This is a genomic window from Amycolatopsis lurida, assembly GCF_900105055.1.
Classification (GTDB): domain Bacteria; phylum Actinomycetota; class Actinomycetes; order Mycobacteriales; family Pseudonocardiaceae; genus Amycolatopsis; species Amycolatopsis lurida.
On the sequence record NZ_FNTA01000004.1, the window covers coordinates 2608332 to 2625725 of the forward strand.

11 protein-coding genes are annotated in these 17394 nt (G+C 68.1%); 8 read left to right on the forward strand and 3 right to left on the reverse strand.

Annotated elements, in window-relative coordinates; translation table 11 throughout:
* Positions 1-403: 403 nt before the first annotated feature.
* Genes BLW75_RS17075 through BLW75_RS17085 form a run of 3 tightly spaced genes read right to left on the reverse strand, consistent with a single transcriptional unit; the run spans position 404 to position 7904 of the window.
* Positions 404-5296, reverse strand: a complete 4893-nt coding sequence (locus BLW75_RS17075; protein ID WP_034317879.1) for a DNA repair ATPase — start codon at positions 5294-5296, stop codon at positions 404-406.
* Positions 5293-7302 (reverse strand): flotillin family protein, encoded by a 2010-nt coding sequence (locus tag BLW75_RS17080; RefSeq protein WP_034317875.1) that lies wholly within the window; start codon positions 7300-7302, stop codon positions 5293-5295. Before BLW75_RS17080 ends, BLW75_RS17075 begins: the two co-directional genes overlap by 4 nt.
* Before the next feature lie 17 nt (positions 7303-7319).
* Positions 7320-7904: a hypothetical protein gene (locus BLW75_RS17085; RefSeq protein ID WP_034317871.1), complete on the reverse strand. Its 585-nt coding sequence runs from the start codon at positions 7902-7904 to the stop codon at positions 7320-7322.
* Between the two features lie 278 nt (positions 7905-8182).
* Between BLW75_RS17085 and BLW75_RS17090 the strand changes: the two genes are divergently transcribed.
* From BLW75_RS17090 to BLW75_RS17125, 8 genes are all read left to right on the forward strand, one after another.
* The gene (locus BLW75_RS17090) at positions 8183-8620 is read left to right on the forward strand and encodes a hypothetical protein (protein WP_034317868.1); all 438 of its coding nucleotides are present in this window, start codon (positions 8183-8185) and stop codon (positions 8618-8620) included.
* Between the two features lie 23 nt (positions 8621-8643).
* A complete protein-coding gene (locus BLW75_RS17095; protein WP_034317865.1) occupies positions 8644-10743 on the forward strand; it encodes a heterodisulfide reductase-related iron-sulfur binding cluster in 2100 nt (699 codons plus the stop codon).
* Between the two features lie 48 nt (positions 10744-10791).
* Positions 10792-11706, forward strand: coding sequence for a metal ABC transporter substrate-binding protein (locus BLW75_RS17100; RefSeq protein WP_034317862.1), 915 nt, complete (start codon positions 10792-10794; stop codon positions 11704-11706).
* Complete coding sequence (locus BLW75_RS17105; protein ID WP_034317859.1) at positions 11703-12446, forward strand: metal ABC transporter ATP-binding protein; 744 nt, start codon at positions 11703-11705, stop codon at positions 12444-12446. Before BLW75_RS17100 ends, BLW75_RS17105 begins: the two co-directional genes overlap by 4 nt.
* Complete coding sequence (locus BLW75_RS17110) at positions 12443-13309, forward strand: metal ABC transporter permease (protein WP_034317856.1); 867 nt, start codon at positions 12443-12445, stop codon at positions 13307-13309. The genes BLW75_RS17105 and BLW75_RS17110 overlap by 4 nt, the downstream gene beginning before the upstream one ends.
* A 154-nt stretch (positions 13310-13463) precedes the next feature.
* Positions 13464-14279, forward strand: a complete 816-nt coding sequence (locus tag BLW75_RS17115; protein ID WP_034317853.1) for an ABC transporter ATP-binding protein — start codon at positions 13464-13466, stop codon at positions 14277-14279.
* Between the two features lie 17 nt (positions 14280-14296).
* Positions 14297-15274 (forward strand): ABC transporter substrate-binding protein, encoded by a 978-nt coding sequence (locus BLW75_RS17120; protein WP_034317850.1) that lies wholly within the window; start codon positions 14297-14299, stop codon positions 15272-15274.
* Positions 15274-17313, forward strand: a complete 2040-nt coding sequence (locus BLW75_RS17125; protein WP_034317847.1) for an iron ABC transporter permease — start codon at positions 15274-15276, stop codon at positions 17311-17313. The genes BLW75_RS17120 and BLW75_RS17125 overlap by 1 nt, the downstream gene beginning before the upstream one ends.
* Positions 17314-17394: the final 81 nt, after the last annotated feature.

Consider the following 17394-nt stretch of genomic DNA (forward strand, 5'->3'; position numbering starts at 1 on the left):
GCGGAATGAGTGTCCACCCCACGAACATACGACCCACCACCGACAAAACCGCCCCCACGGACACCGCAAAGCATTACCGATTTTCGGCGACAAAGGCCGCCCGCCACGGCCGGGCTTAGCCGTTCCCGACAAAGGCCGCCCGCCATGGCCGGGCTTAGCAGTTTCCGACAAAGGCCGCCCGCCATGGCCGGGCTTAGCAGTTTCCGACAAAGGCCGCCCGCCACGGCCGATTTCCGGCAAATACCCCGCCTATCGGCAAGTGCACCGCAGTCGGCAAAGCCTGGACTTCGCGGGCATGGCGGGACGTTGCCATTTTGCCGCAACAAACCGGCCACTCGTGACACCAAAAAGGCGGCCCATCGCCGTTTCCCGGCAATGGGCCGCCCGAGCGTTCAAACCCGAACTACACCACGTCCCGCACGACCATCCGCTCCGAAGCGCGCTCGATAGCCGCCTCGACCGCGCCGACCCGGTCGGCCAGCAGGCCCATCGCGCCGACCGCACGGCTCATCGGGTCCTCGTCGTCCCCGCCCAGCGCTTGCGCGCGCAGGTACGCCGCCTTCACGTCCGCCCATCGCTTCGCCTCCGAGGAACTCAGCCGTCCGCGGAGTTCGGCCAGTTTCAGCAGGTTCGCTTCGGCGCCCGAGGTGAGTGTCTGTGCTTCGCCGGCGTAGTGGTCGTCGATCAGCGCTTCCAGTTCGGCGTCGTTCATCGCGGGCACGATCCGGCCGGCGAGCTTGTTCATGTTCCGGTACGAGCCCTGTAGCTGGAACGGCGGTTCGACCCGGGACGAGTCCGCTTGTGCGGCCGAAGCGATGTACGCCTGGTTGTTCGTCAGGACGATCCGCTGCACCTTGATCAGTTTCCGCAGGACGGCGAGGATCTGTTCCAGTTCGGTCGCCGAGTACGAGTGCTTCAGCTGATCCGCCCGCACCGAACCGTCACCGCGGGCCAGCCGCACGAGAACGTCCACATCGGACCGTTCACGCGAGACCAACGGGGCCAGGACGGTGTTCGCGGTGAGCGAGTTCTCGATGTAGCTCAACGCGAAGAGGTCTTCCTTGCCCGACAGCACATCGCCGAGGTTCCACACGTCCGCGCGGTTGGCGAGCATGTCCGGGATCCGGAAACGCTTGCCCTGCTCGGTATAGGGGTTGCCCGCCATGCAGACCGCGAACCGCTTGCCCCGCAGGTCATAGGTCCGCGTCCGGCCTTCCCAGACGCCTTCCATCCGCCGTTGCGCGTCGCACAGCGAGATGAACTTCTGCAGCAGTTCCGGCGAGGTGTGCTGGATGTCGTCCAGGTACAACAGCACATTGTTGCCCTGCTCCAGCGCGAACGAAATCTTTTCGACCTCTTGCCGCGCCGTCGCGTTGGGCGCGTCCGCCGGATCCACCGACGTGACCTCGTGCCCGAGCGCCGGCCCGTTCACCTTGACGAACACCAGTCCGAGCCGGCTCGCGACGTACTCCATGAGCGTCGTCTTGCCGTAGCCGGGCGGGGAGATGAGCAGCAGCAGACCGGATTGGTCGGTGCGCCGCGCATCGCCGGTCGCGCCGAGTTGCTTGGCGAGGTTGTCGCCGATCAACGGCAGATAGACCTCGTCGAGCAACCTGTTGCGCACGAAGGCGCTCATCACCTTCGGCTTGTACTCGCTCAGCCGCAACCTGTCCCGCTCGGCCGCCACGAGATCGTTACGCAGCCGTTGGTACGCCCGGAAACCCGGCACCCGGTCACGACGGAACCGGAGTGTTCTGGCCAGCGTCTCGTCCAGTCGCAGCGTCAGGGAACGGTTCACGATCCGCGGATGCGAGCCGAGCAGACCGTCCACAGTGGCCGAAAGCTCCGCCGAGGAATCGTAACGGGGCAGGTCGGCCAGTTCGATCGCGACGGCCTCCGCGAGTTCATCCCGAGAGAGACCGGACGAGTCCACAAAGGACTGAAGCCAGGCCTCGGCGAGCTGGTGACGGTCCGCGAGGTCTTCGAGGGCGCGCAGGTCTTCGGCGAAGCTCCGGCGGTCGAGCCGGAACTTGTCGAGCAGGGTCCGCGCGCCGGCGCTGGTGACGAAACCCGGCGACGCGTCGGCCAGTTCCTCGAACAGGTACTCGCCGGCGAGTTCGAGGTCCAGCGTCAAGCCGGACGACGTGGCGAAGGCCGACATCGCCTCGGTGAGTTCCCGCGCCAGCGCGTCGATCGCCGTGGTGTGCCCGAACGCCTCCCGTACCCGCGCGAGCGACGCGGCGCGCGTCGTCCAGGCGGACTTCGCCGCTTCTTCGGCACCGAAAGCCCAGAACAGCTGGGCGGCGGCACGAGCGGCGGGCGGATACCGCAGCAGCCCCGCGGCGGACCGCAGGCGCAACAGCACGGCCAGGATCGCCGCGGCGTCGTGGTCGTGCACACCCCGCGCGTAACCCTCGTCGTAGCGGTCCCCCGCCACCCGCCGGACGACGTCCAGCAGATCGGCTTCCGGCAGCTCCGGCTGTTCGGCCAGAATCGACGTCGCCAAATATTCGGCGCGGTAGACCTCGGGCGATTCCGAGACCAGCAGCTGATCCCAGTACGGCCGCGTCGCCTCGAAGGAGGAATCCCGTACGGGCGAGCGGTAGTCGGTCCCGGTGATCGCGAACTTCATCCCGCCGTCGTGCGGCACCAGGGTGAGGTCGATGTCCTGCGTGTTGACCGCGAAGGTGTTGCGGCCGAGGCGGATCGTCTCGCCGTTCTCGCCGTAGAGGTCGAGCCGGTCACGCAGTGCGCGGCCTGCCTCCTGGCGGGCGGCCTTGACCCGGCCTTCCAGTTCCTCGGCGCGCACCTGGTCGCCGAGGTCCCGGAGTTCGGTGACCACGCTGCGCAGCTTCGCGACCATCGGATCGGAAGCGAAGTAGGTGTTGATCTCGTCGACCGAGCCGAGTGTGCCGACCCGCCTGGTGACGCTCGAGAGGATCCGCTCGGCCGAGTCGACCAGCCGGTCCGCGCGACGCGCCCGCTCGTCGAGCAGCGCCTGTTTGCGCGAGGAAAACGCCTCGTAGACGTCGGTGCGCTTCTCACCGAGCGACGCGAGGAAGTCGTCGAACTCGCCGAACCGCGATTCGAGGTTCTCCAGCTGCAACAGCAATCTGCCGAGTTGTTCGTCGCACCGGTCGGGAGTGTCCGCGACCGCGAGCCCACCCGTGATCGCCTGCGCGAGCAGCGCGAACTCGGCGGCGAACTCCGCCCTGCCCTCGGTCTCCAGCAGCTCCTTGCGACGCGCTTCGAGGGTGGCCCGCGCCCGGTTGACCGCGCCGATGACCTCGCCGACGCGCTCGAGGATCTTCGTCCGCACCACGGCGTCCGCGATGTCCAGGCCGCCGACCACGTCGGTGAGGACCTCAAGTCCGCCGGATTGCTCGTCCAGCTGTTCGGCGACCGGGACGGCCTCGGCGACCGTGGAGATCGCGCCCGCGGCCTCGATCAGCCCGTCGACCTCGGCGTGGTAGCTCGTGAACGCGTCCTCGCCCTGCAAGAACCGGACGGCACGCTGAGCGGCTTCGCTGAAATTCCCGTCGAGGTCGGCGATCAGCTTGTCGACGCGGTCGGTGTCGACATAGCGCAGTTCCCGCACGGTGACGAGATGTCCTCGCGCGCGGTGCATTTCGGCGAGCCTGCGCACCCACGCGTCGGCCGCGTTCAGCGCCTCGCCCCGCACCTTCCGCACGAGCGAGGCGGTTTCCGCGGCGGCCTCCTCGACGGCGTCGGCCGCCTGCGAGGTGAGCGCGGTGACCGTCTCGAACTCGTCGAGCACCTGTTCCGCGGTGACCCGCACGTCCGACAGCGGCGACCGCAGGTCACCGAGTTCGGCCTCGCCGAGCCAGTGGTAGTGGTCGAAGACCCGTGCGCACGCGGCGATCAGAGCTTCGAACACCGCCGCCGACGGCGCCATCTCGCCGACCATCCGGCCGATCGAGAGACAGTCGGAGATCCCGCGGACCAGATCGGCGTTGCCGACCCGCTCCAGCGGTCCGGTCCCGGCGGGCTGCGACGCGGCGTAGGTGTCGGACTGGAACGGCGTCCGCCACACCTGCATCGGGTGCACGCGGCTCGGCTCGTCGGACAGCGCGCGGAACAGCACCATCGTGCCGTCGTCGAACAGCGAGTACCCGTGGCACGGGATCGGGTTCGAGACCTCTTTGCGGATCACGTTGTACGGCAGGAGAAGCGAACGACCGTCGGCCCGCGCGTGGAAGACGTAGAGCACGTCCTCCCCGTTGGGCGAGCGGATCACGCGCTCGAACTCGAGGCCGTCCACGGTGGTGTCGAACGTCCTGCTGACACCCGTGTCGAGGTAGTAACCCCCGGGGAAGATGATCCCGTGGTCCTCGGGCAGCCGCTGGCACGCCTGCCCGATCCCGTCGAGGCGCACCACGTCCCGGGTGCGGGTGTTGAAGACCAGGTACCGGTGCACGGTCTCCTTGTACGGCAACACCCGCAGCAGGATCAGCGGGCCGATCCTGGCGTAGGAGACCTCGGCGTCGGCGAGGCTCTGCAGCGGCTCGTCGACCGCCTCGGCGTAAACGCCCTCACCGGTTTCGGTGTTGTTCTCGACCTTGATCGTCAGGTTGCCGCCGACGGTCTCGACGAACACCTCGTCCTCGATCGAGATATGCGGATGCCGCCCGAGAACATGCTGCTCGCGGCTCGTCTCGATCCATTCGAAGTCGTGCGACGGCGGGAACACGTGGTCCCGTTCGCCTCGGCTGTCCACATAGGACACAGAGCCGTCGGCGGCGATGCCCCAGCGCAGTACCCGGATGTCCTCGGTCCGCGGACCGATCTGGAACACCGCGAGCAGTTTGCCCTCGACCCGCCGCAGCTGCAGCAGCTTCGCCTGCCGGTAGTACCGGTACAGCTCGGCGAAGTCGCGGACGAACTGCTCGTCGCGCAGCAGCTCCGGCAGCTCTTCGGCAGGCACGTCGTCGAAGCGGAACGCTACAGTGTCTTCCATGTCGTGACTGAAGCCGTGCAGCGAGAAGACGTCGTCGACCGTCGTCTCCGGTTTGAGCCCGATGAAGACGTTGTAGCCGAACAGCATCCGCCCGCCGACCGACACGACGTCCCGCGGCACGCAGTTGTTCGCGGTGCGGATCCGCTCCGTGCCGATCAGCGCGAGCTGCGCGCTGCCGAAGACCCCGAGCCGCGCCTTGTTGAGCTCGTCCGCGCGTTTCGCCAGTTCGGCGGCCTGTGCGGCGAGCCGGGCGCGGAGCACCTCGTAGGTGCCCGCGTCCAGCTGCTCCGTTCCCGCCGCCGGTTCGGTCGTCGTCACTGCTTCGCGGGGGCGAGGGTGGCGACAGAGGTCTCGGCGAGGCCGAGCCGCTGCGCCATCGACAGCAGCTCACGCAGCTTGTCGCTGTCCGGGCCGCCCGCCTGCAACTGCTTGGCCAGGAAGGCCGACAGCGTCAGGTTCTTCACGTCCTCCGTGCTCACCGAGCCGACCAGTTTCGTCAGGTCGTCGGTGAAGCTGCCCGAACCGTCGAGCCACGACTTCCCGAGCGTCTGGACGACGTCCGAGTGCTCGACGAAGCCGTCCACGCTCTTGCCGAGCCCGATCGAGCCGATCACCTTCTCGAAGAACATCGTCTCGCCGCCGACGATGTCGATGTCGGCCTTCTCCAGCCCGATGCCCAGCACCGTGGCCTGCGCCTCGGCGACCTCGCGCTGCACGGTGAGCGCGGCGAGCCGGATCTCCTTCTCGGCCTCCAGGCGCAGGCGGTACTCCTCGTGCTGACGGCTGGCGGTGTCGAGCGCGGCCATCGCGGCGGCCTTCTCGGTGAGACCTTCGGCCTCGCCCTTGAGCTTGTCGCGCATCCCGTCGGCGAGCACGATCGCCTTCTCGCGTTCGACGATCGCCTCGGCCCGGCCGACCTTCTCCAGCGCGTCGGCGTCGCGTTCCTTGACCTGCGCCGCGGCCAGCCCGATGGCGGCCTCCTCGGCCTGGATGCCTTCGGCCAGACGGATCTTGGCCCGGGTGTCCAGCTCGGCGGCCTGCTGGCGTGCCTCGGCCAGCGTCAGCTCCTCGCGGGCCTTGTGCTTCGACGCGGCCTCGGCGGCTTCCGCGGCCTTGATGTCCTTGACGAGGTTTTCCTGCGCCTCCGCCTCGGCCCGGATGATGATCGCCGAACGCTGGCGCTCCGCCTCTTCGACGACGCGGAGCTTCTTGATGTTCTCTTCCTGCTCGGCCACGGTCTTCTCGACCGCGATCCGCTCGCGGATCACCTCGGCGATGGACCGCTTCTCGGTCTCGACTTCCTTGTCCTTGGCGATCCGGGACAGCTCGGTCTCGCGCTCACGGCCGATGACCTCGAGCAGCCGGTCCTTCTCGATGCGCTCGCTCTCGATGGCGATGACGCGTTCGCGGTTCTTGCCCGCGACCTCGATCTCACGCTGCTGGTTCTGGTGCTGGATGCCGAGCTGCTCGTCCGTGCGCAGCTGCGCGGCCTGCGACTTGAGCCGCTCCTCCGCCTGCACCTTCGCGATCTCGGCCTCTTCACGCGCCCGCATGGTCTCGACCTCGCGGTTCTGCTTGATCTCCGCGTCGGCCTGCCGCCGCTCCAGTTCCAGGATCGCCTCGCGGGCGTCCACGTTCTGGCGGGTGATCTCTTTTTCCTCGCTGCGGCGGAACTCGTTGGTGCGCACGTGCTCGATCGCGGTCAGCTCGGTGATCTTGCGGATACCCTGCGCGTCGAGGATGTTCGCGGAGTCGAGCTGCGCCATCGGCGTCTGCTCGAGGTAGTCGATGGCCGCGTCCTCCAGGCTGTACCCGTTGAGGTCGGTGCCGATGACGCGGATGATCTGGTCGCGGAATTCGTGGCGTTTGGTGTAGAGGTCCACGAAGTCGAGTTGCTTGCCGACGGTTTTCAACGCCTCGGAGAACTTGGCGTTGAACAGCTCCTGCAGGGTCGCCTCGTCGCTGGCGCGTTCGGTGCCGATGGCCTGCGCGACCTTGATGACGTCCTCGACGGTCTTGTTGACCCGCACGAAGAACGAGATCCGGATGTCGGCGCGGATGTTGTCCCGGCAGATCAGGCCCTCGCGGCCAGTCCGGGTGATCTCCATGGCCTTGACCGAGGTGTCCATGATCTCGGCCTTGTGCAGCACGGGCAGGACGATCGCGCCGGTGAACGTCACGTCGACACGGCGGACCTTCGAGATGATCAGCGCCTTACCCTGCGGCACCTTTTTGAACAACCTGGTGATCGTGAAGAGCAAGACCAGGAGGATGACAACTATCACGGCGATCAGTACGCCGGCCCCCACGCTGATGGCACCCATAGTGTTCCTTTTCTGCTTCAGATGTCCAAGGACTCGACCCAGAAGAACTCGCGTTCGGGGTCGTAGTCATAGAGAACTACGCGGCTGCCCGCCGTGAGGTTGCCTTCGCCTGCCTGACGAACGTCCACAATGGCCGTGGACCCGTCGGCGGCGGCGACTTCGGCCTGGCCGAAGTCATGGGTGACCGACGAGGTGCGGATGACCGCGGCCCTGCCGACGAAATCTCTTCTGCTCGGTTCCTTGGCGGGACCGAAGACGCGACGAAGCGGCACCACGATCACCCTCGTCCCGAGTGTGCCGAGTAGGAGCGCGACGACGAGCACGCCGATCCCGAGCCCGATCCTCGATGGTGTCGAAAGCTCCAGGTCATCGAGTAGAACCGTCCCTGCCAGGCTGGCGAACCAGGTGAATGCGATCAGTGAAGAGAGCGAAAGGGACAAGGGGACCCCGCCGAAGCCCGCCAGGAGCCCGTCGCCGCCGTCGAAGTCATCGACGTCGACAGCGCCGAGCAGGGCCAGCAGCCAATAGCCGATCACCACGATCAGCAGGAAGCTGAAGAGCACGGCCGGGAACCCCAGAGCCGCGGTGACGAACCCGCTCATCGCCGTCGTTCCCTCCCCCATTACCCCGGGTCAGGACTATAACCAGCGCGTGACGGGGAGCGGGTCGTTTTCGGCTACGAGTGGGTCACGGTGCTCCCCGCGATTAGTCACCTACTTGCGCCCGATCCCTCCCGCAACCAGGTGACTGATTGCGAGCGGAGGGTTACGCCGACCGGCGGCTCTCAAGCCATCCGGTTGGACCTGTCGCACCACCGGGGCGAGCCCTACTCTCCAGTATTGAGAGTGACACAGGACACACCACGGTCTTGGGAGGCTCCATGGGGTGGCACGTTCGCGAAACGATCGACGAAGATCGGCGCGAACGGCGAATCCGCCACGTCACCCGATGTCTGAGCTGCACGCTCACCTGTGTCCATTGTGGACTTCCCGCGAGATTCTCCGTTCCGCCAGGGCATCCCGGCCTCGGCGTCGTCGAACACCTGCCAGGCGTGACGTCCCCCGGCCTCCCGGATCTCGCCCTGCTGCACCGATTCTGCCGGGACACTCTCGCGGCGGAGCCGGGTATCGCGCTCAGACGCGCCTATCTCGGGCTGGCGACCGAACTCTTCGAAACGGGACGGCGGATCCGCCGTCACCGCAGGCTCGGCGTGCATCCGCCACGGCCGGGACATCTCGAGGCCTACCGAAAACGGTGGCGAGTGGCCAAAATGCGGTACGCCTGCAAGGCGTGCCGGTACTACACCGGCTCTCACTGAGCCGATTCTCCCCCGGAGGACTCGTGCTCGTTCGTCTCATCCTCGGTCTGCTCATCACCGTCGCCGGTCTCGCTTTCGCCGCCCGCCGCGCCGTCTGGCTCTACAAGCTGATCCGCTCCGGTCAGCCGGACGAAAAGCGCTCCGACGTCATGGCCGTCCGCGCGAAAACGCATCTGGCCGAGGTCTTCGGGCAGCGCAAACTGCTCAAGTGGTCCGTCCCCGGGCTCGCGCATCTCTTCACGTTCTGGGGTTTCGTGATCCTCGGGTCCGTCTACGTCGAGGCGTACGGCGCCCTGTTCGACCACGACTTCCACATCCCGCTCATCGGGCACTGGGCGGTACTGGGCTTCCTTCAGGACTTCATCGCGGTCGCGGTGCTCGTCTCGCTGGCGGTCTTCGCGGTCATCCGGATCCGGCAGGCACCCGAACGGAAAGACCGGGCATCACGGTTCTTCGGGTCGCACACCGGCGGTGCCTGGCTGATCCTGTTCATGATCTTCAACGTGATCTGGACGATGTTCCTCTTCCGGGGCGCCTCGGCCGCGGTCGGCGTCTTCCCGTACGAGTCGGGCGCGTGGGTTTCCCTTGGCGTGGGCGAACTCCTGGAGCCGCTGGGCCCGTCGATCACCGAACCGCTGGAGACGGTCGGGCTGCTGCTGCACATCGGCGTGATGCTGGCGTTCCTGTCGATCGTGCTCTACTCCAAGCACCTCCACATCTTCCTGGCGCCGGTCAACGTCACGGCGAAGCGGCTTCCGGACGCGCTCGGCCCGTTGCTGCCGATGGAATCGGGCGGCAAGCCGATCGACTTCGAGGATCCGGGCGAGGACGACACGTTCGGCCGCGGCAAGATCGAGGACTTCACCTGGAAGGGCATGCTCGACTTCGCCACCTGCACCGAATGCGGCCGCTGCCAGTCGCAGTGCCCGGCCTGGAACACCGGGAAACCCTTGTCCCCCAAGCTGTTGATCATGGATCTGCGCGACCACCTCTTCGAGAAGGCGCCGTACATCCTGGACGACAAGGAAGCGCCCGAAGAACGTCCCCTGGTCGGCACCAAGGAGGACTTCGGCGTCATCGATCCGGACGTCCTCTGGTCGTGCACCACGTGCGGTGCCTGCGTCGAACAATGCCCGGTCGACATCGAGCACGTCGACCACGTCGTGGACATGCGCCGCTACCAGGTGATGATCGAGTCGGCCTTCCCGAGCGAACTCGGCGTGCTGTTCAAGAACCTCGAAACCAAGGGGAATCCCTGGGGCCAGAACAACTCCGATCGACTCGCGTGGACGAAGGACCTCGGCTTCGAAGTGCCGATCTTCGACGGCGAACTCGCCGGCGACGTCGAGTACGTCTACTGGGTCGGCTGCGCGGGCGCTTTCGACGACAACGCCCGCAAGACCGTCCGCGCCACCGCCGAACTGCTGCATCTCGCCGGGGTGAAGTACACGATCCTCGGCACCGACGAGTCCTGCACCGGCGACCCGGCGCGCCGCTCCGGCAACGAGTTCCTCTTCCAGATGCTCGCGCAGCAGACCGTCGAGACGCTGAACGCGGTGTTCGAGGGCCGCGAACCGGGCACCCGCAAGATCGTCACCACCTGCCCGCACTGTCTCAACACCCTCGGCCGCGAATACCCGCAACTGGACGGGCATTACGAGGTCCTGCACCACACGCAACTGCTGAACCGGCTCGTCCGCGCGGGCAGGCTGACGCCGGTCAAACCGGTCGACGCCGGCCCGGTGACCTACCACGACCCGTGTTACCTCGGCCGCCACAACAAGGTCTACGAGCCGCCGCGCGAACTCGTCGGCGCGACGGGCGCCACGCTCAGCGAGATGCCCCGGCACGCCGACCGCTCGCTCTGCTGCGGTGCCGGCGGCGCGCGAATGTGGATGGAAGAGCAGATCGGCAAGCGCATCAACCTCGAGCGCGTCGACGAAGCCCTCGGCACGGACGCCGAAACCATCGTCACCGGGTGCCCGTTCTGCCGCGTGATGCTGAACGACGGCCTCGTCCAGCGACAGAGCGAGAAGCGTGGTGAGAACGTCACCGTGCGTGATGTCTCCCAGCTGCTACTGGAGACCGTGCGGGAACGGGACCGGACGGCGACGGAGATTTAAGGCACACGAGAGTTGGAAGTTCGGCGCACCGAACTCTAAACTCGCGGAATGGCGAATCTGCGCAAGACCGTGTGCGCGCTGGCGGCGTCCGCACTCGTCCTGTCCGCTTGCAGCGGTCCCGCCGGCGGGACCGACGACAAGCGGCCGGTCGTGCTGACCACGTTCACGGTCCTGGCGGACATCGCCTCGAACGTCGCGGGCGACAAGCTCCGGGTCGAGTCGATCACCAAACCCGGCGCCGAAATCCACGGCTACGAGCCCACCCCGGACGACATCAAGAAGGCCGCGAAGGCCGACCTGATCCTCGACAACGGACTGAACCTGGAGGCGTGGTTCGCCCGGTTCGTCAAGGAGAGCGACGCCCCGCACAAGGTGGTCAGCGAGGGTGTCCAGCCCATCGCCATCGGCGAAGACGCCTATCAGGGAAAGCCGAACCCGCACGCGTGGATGTCTCCGACGAATGTGGGTATCTACGTGGACAACATGGTGAAGGCGTTCAGCGAGCTCTCCTCCGGCGACGCCGCCGTGTTCAAGTCCAATGGCGACGCCTACAAGGCGAAACTGAAGGAGGTGCGGGACGAGATGACGGCTGCGCTGAGCGGGCTGCCGCAGAACGAGCGAGCGCTGGTCACCTGCGAAGGCGCCTTCTCCTATCTAGCGCGCGACACCGGCCTCACCGAGCGGTACATCTGGGCGGTCAACGCCGAACAGCAGGCCACGCCGCAGCAGATCACCCGCGCCATCGAATTCGTCAAGCAGAACAAGGTCCCCGCGGTGTTCTGCGAGTCGACCGTCTCCGACGCCCCGATGCAGCAGGTCGTCTCCGCGACCGGTGCCGCGTTCGGTGGCGTCCTGTACGTAGATTCCCTGTCCGGTCCCGAAGGCCCGGTGCCGACCTACCTCGACCTCATCCGCCACGACTCGAAGACGATCGTCGCGGCCCTCACCGGAGCGAAGCCGTGACGGCCGCGATCCGCGTCGAGGACGTCACCGTCCACTACGGCGACGTCCTCGCGCTCGACGGTGTCGACGTCACGCTCGAACACGGGCACGTCTGCGGACTGGTCGGGATGAACGGCTCCGGCAAGTCGACGCTGTTCAAGACCATCATGGGCATGGTCCGGCCGGACACCGGCACGGTGTCGATCGACGGTGGCACCCCCGCCCGCGCCCGCAAGACCGGCGTGATCGGGTACGTGCCGCAGAGCGAGGACGTCGACTGGTCGTTCCCGTTGTCGGTGCGGGATGTCGTGATGACCGGCCGCTACGGGCGTCTCGGCTTCACCAGGCGTCCGCGCCGCGCCGACCACGAAGCCGTCGACCACGCGCTGGAGCGGGTGGAGCTGACCGAACTCGCCGGACGCCAGATCGGCCGGTTGTCCGGCGGACAGCGCAAACGCGCGTTCGTCGCGCGCGGTATCGCCCAAGACGCCCGCGTCCTCCTGCTGGATGAGCCGTTCGCCGGTGTGGACAAGCGGTCGGAAGCCACGATCACCCGGCTGCTCAAGGAACTCGCGGCCGACGGCGCCGCGGTCCTGATCTCCACGCACGACCTGCACGCGCTGCCCGGCCTTGCCGACGAGGCGATCCTGCTGATGCGCAAGGTGCTCGCGCACGGCTCCCCCGGCGAGGTGCTCCGGCCCGAAAATCTCGCGCTGGCCTTCGGACTCGACGTCCTGCAACGGGAAGAAGAACTCGCGTGAGTCTGTACGACCTGTTCCTCGAACCGCTGAGCTACGACTTCATGGTGCGGGCGCTGGCGTCCACGGTCATCGCGTCGGCGGTCTGCGCGGTGCTCTCCTGCTGGCTGGTGCTGATCGGCTGGTCGCTCATGGGCGACGCGGTCTCACACGCCGTGCTGCCCGGCGTCGTGCTCGCCTACGTTCTCGGCGCGCCCTTCGCGCTGGGCGCCGTCGTCTTCGGTTTCCTCGCCGTGGCGCTGATCGGCGTCGTCCGCGACACCAGCCGCGTCAAGGAGGACGCCGCGATCGGCATCGTGTTCACCACGCTGTTCGCGCTGGGGCTCGTGCTGATCTCGGTGACACCGAGCCAGACCGACCTGAACCACATCATCTTCGGCAACCTGCTCGGCGTCGACACCTCGGACCTGATCCAGATCGGCGTCCTCGGCGCGATCACGCTCACCCTGCTGGTGCTCAAACGCCGCGATTTCACCTTGTACGCCTTCGATCCCACGCACGCGCACGCCATCGGGCTGAACCCGCGGGTGCTCGGCGCCGCGCTGCTCGGGCTGCTCGCGCTGACCGCGGTGGTGGCGCTGCAGGTGGTCGGTGTGATCCTCGTGGTGGCGATGCTGATCATCCCCGGCGCGACGGCGTACCTGCTGACCGACCGGTTCGGCCGCATGCTGGTGATCGCGCCGTCGTTCTCGGTGCTCGCGGCGGTGACCGGGCTGTACCTGAGCTATCACCTCGACACCGCGTCCGGCGGGATGATCGTGCTGGTCCAGGGTGCCGGGTTCACGCTGGTGTACCTGTTCGGACCGCGGCACGGGATCGTCGGGAAGCGGCTGGCCAGGCGGCGGCGAGAGCTCGCGAGGGGCTGAAGGACGCTTTCACCGCATCTCGCGCGGTGAAGGGCGCCTTCGTCGCGTCGCATGCGGTGAAAGCGTCCTTCAGCTCCGGTAACCGGACAATCACCCCGCGCTCTGTGTCTCTCGTGACATGGGTACCGGCCCGACCTTAGGTTAGGCTCCCCTCATGTCTACGGAAGACGCGCTGCTCACCGGCCATGACCTGGTGCTCGCGCACCAAGAGCGGGCCGTGGTGGACGGCGTGTCCTTGTCGCTGCGCGCCGGCGTGGTGACCGCGCTGGTCGGGCCGAACGGCTCCGGCAAGTCGACGCTCCTGCGTTCGCTGGCGCGGCTGCACAAGCCCCGCGAAGGCGGCGTCCGCCTCGGGGAACGCGCCGTCTGGGGCGGGAACGCGTTGTCCGGTAAGGAATTCGCCCGGCGGGTCACGTTGCTGACCCAGCACCGGCCCACGCCGAGCGGCGTTTCGGTCCGCGACGTCGTCTCCTACGGCCGGTACCCGTACCGCTCGGGCTGGCGCGGGGTCGACGTCGACGGCGCCGCCGCGATCCGCCGCGCGATGGAGCTGACCGGGGTGACCCCCATGGCCGAACGCGGCGTCGACGAGCTCTCCGGCGGCGAGCTCCAGCGTGTCTGGCTCGCGTCCTGTCTCGCCCAGCAGACTTCCGTGCTGCTGCTCGACGAGCCCACCAACCATCTCGACCTGCGCTATCAGGTCGAGATCCTCGACGTCGTCCGCGATCTGGCCAACGAAGGCGTCGCGGTCGGCGTGGTGCTGCACGACCTCGACCACGCGGCGATCATCGCCGACGAGGTCGTGCTGCTGAGCGAGGGAACCATCGTGGCCACGGGTGACATCGGGCAGGTGCTCACCACCGAGCACCTCTCCCAGGCCTACGGCGTCACCGTCCACGTCGCGAACGACCCGGTGACGGGCGCGATCCACTGCAGGCCACTCGGGCGGCATTCGCCCAGGCCCGCCTGAGAAATCCAGGAAGAACCATGCGTTTGCTGACCCCTGCCGCCTTTGTCGCGGCGACGGCCCTGCTGCTGTCCGCCTGCGGCACCACCGAGAACGCCGCCGTCGCGCCGAGCGACACCGCCGCCGCGAGCGGACCGGTCACCGTGACCGACGCGCGCGGGAAGGCCGTCAACCTCAAGGCCCCGGCCAAGCGAGTCGTCGCGCTCGAATGGGGCGAGGCCGAGATGGTCGCGTCGCTCGGGGTCATGCCGGTCGGCGCCGCGGACGTCGCGGGCTACAACGTCTGGGACAAGGCCGCCCCGCTGACCGCCGAGGTCAAGGATGTCGGCAAGCGCAACGAGCCCAGTGTCGACGCGATCGTCGGGCTGAACCCCGACGTCGTCATCATGGCCGAGGAGCGCGACTCGACGCTGGTGCCGCAGATCGAGAAGTACGTGCCGGTCGTGGTCACCAAGGCCAGCGACGCGAGCCGCAACTTCGACCGCCTGCGCGAGGACTTCAAGCTGATCGCGAAGACGGTCGGCAAGGAGTCCGAAGCGGACAAGCAACTGTCCGAAATGGACGCCAAACTCGCCGAGGGCAAGAAGGCCGTCGAGGCCAAGGGCGTCGCGGGCACGCCGTTCCTGATGGCCGACGGCTACCTCGAAGGCAGCACCGTCAGCATCCGCCCGTTCGGCAAGGGCTCGCTGGTCTCCGACACCGCCGAGGCCGTCGGCCTGAAGAACGCCTGGACCGGCAAGGTCGACCCGCAGTGGGGTCTCGGCCAGACCGACGTCGAAGGACTGACCGCGCTCACCGACCCGAAGACCGTGCTGTTCTACAGCGCGGCCGAAGAGGACGTCTTCACCACCGGGCTCGCGCAGAACGCCGTCTACCAGCGCCTGCCGTTCGTGGTCTCGAAGAAGATCCACAAGCTGGAGGCCGGCACCTGGACCTTCGGCGGGCCGAAGTCGGTCATCATGACCGCCGACCAGATCGTGAAGGCCATCACCGCCTGATGATCAAGGAACTGCGTGCGCCGCAAGCCGTGCGCACCGCGGTGGTGTCGGCGGGGCTGGTGGTGCTCATCGTCGTCCTCGCCGGCGTCCACCTGACCCAGGGCACCTCGACGTCCGGCCCGCTGGACGTGGTGAAGGCGATCTTCGGCCAGGGCGACGCGCAGACCCTCGCGGTACTCGAAGGTTCGCGCGTCCCCCGGCTGCTCGCCGCGTTGCTGCTCGGGGTCGCGCTCGGCGTCGCGGGCGCGGGAATGCAGTCCGTCGCACGGAACCCGCTCGCCTCGCCCGACACGCTCGCGGTCAACGCGGGCGCGCATTGCGCCGTGGTGGCCATTTCCGCGTTCGGGCTTTCGCTGCCGCTCGTGCCGGTGGGCGGGGCGGCGTTCGCGGGCGGGCTCGCCGCGGCCGTCATCGTGCTGGGACTGGCGGGCGGCGGTTCGGCGAGTCCGCGGCTGGTGCTCGTCGGCTCGGCCGTACTGCTGGCGCTCCAGTCGGTGACCATCCTGATGCTGCTCATGTTCGAGCAGGAGACGTCCGGGCTGTTCGCCTGGGGCAGTGGTTCGCTCACCGTCTCCGATCTGCGCGCGACCGCCCAGATGACGCCGATCGTGGTGCTCGCCGTGGCGGCGCTCATCGCGATGGGCCGGAAACTCGACGTCCTCGCCCTCGGCGACGACAACGCGACCGTGCTCGGCCTGCGGGTGCGCCGGACCAGGGTCGGCGCGGTCGTGCTGACCGTCGCGCTGACCGCCGCGGCGGTGACCGTCGCCGGACCGGTCGGATTCGTCGGGCTGAGTGCGCCGGTGATCACGCGGCTGCTGCTGCCGATCGCCAAACATCGCGCTCTGCTGCCGGTGTCCGGGCTGGTCGGCGTGGTGACGGTGCTCGGCGCCGACGTCGTCCTGCGGGCGATCATGGGCTCGGCCGCCGCCGTGCGGGTGCCGACCGGCGTGGTGACCACGATCGTCGGCGCCGTCGTGATGGTGTGGCTGGCGCGGCGCGGGCGGGGCAGCGGCTCACGTCGTCCGGCTCCGGCCGGGCGGGTCGGCGTCGCCGGATCGACCCGGCGCCTCGTGGCCATTTCCGTCGTCCTGGTGGCGCTGCTCGCCGTCGTCCCGCTGGTGGGCCTGATGCTGGGCGACCGCATGGTGCTGCTCGGCGACCTCGCGAACTGGGTCACCGGCAACACCGGCACCGCGCTGACTTTCGTGCTGGACCAACGACTTCCGCGGGTGCTGGCCGCGCTGCTCGCCGGGGCCGCGCTGGCGGTCTCGGGCTGCGGGATCCAGTCGGTCAGCCGCAACCCGCTCGCCGAACCGGGGTTGCTCGGCATCACCGCCGGGGCCGGGCTCGGCGCGATCACGCTGATCACCATCGTCCCCACGGTCGGCGCCTGGTCGATCGCCGGTGCCGCCGGTGTCGGCGCGGCCGTCGTGTTCGCGCTGGTCTACGGGCTGGCTTGGCGGTCGGGGCTGGATTCGGACCGGCTGGTGATCATCGGCATCGCGGTCTGGTCGGCCGGGATGGCGCTGATCACGCTGCTGATCGTGGTCTCCGACCCGTGGAACTCGGCCAAGGCGCTGACCTGGCTTTCGGGGTCGACCTACGGCCGCACGCTGGAACAGGTCGCGCCGGTGGCGCTGGCGCTCCTCGCGCTCACGCCGCTGCTGTGGATCAAGCACCGCGAACTGGATCTGCACGCCCTCGACGAGGACACCCCGCGCGTGCTCGGGATGCGCGTCGAACGGTCGCGGCTGATCGTGCTGGCCGCCTCCGGGATCCTGGCGGCCACCGCCGTGTCCGCCATCGGCGTGGTCGCGTTCGTCGGGCTGGTCGCGCCGCATCTGGCGCGTTCGCTCGTCGGAGGACGGCACGGCCGGGTGCTCCCGGTGGCCGCGGCGCTCGGGGCGCTGCTGGTGAGCGTCGCGGACACCCTCGGGCGGACGGTCATCGCGCCGGCCCAGATCCCGGCGGGCCTGGTCATCGCGATGGTCGGGACGCCGTACTTCGTGCTGGTGCTCTGGAAGACCCGGCCGTAACGGGCTGAAAGGGCCCTTCACCACATGCGATGCGGTGAAGGGCCCCTTCGTGGCGTCTTATGCGGGGAAAGTCCCCTTCAG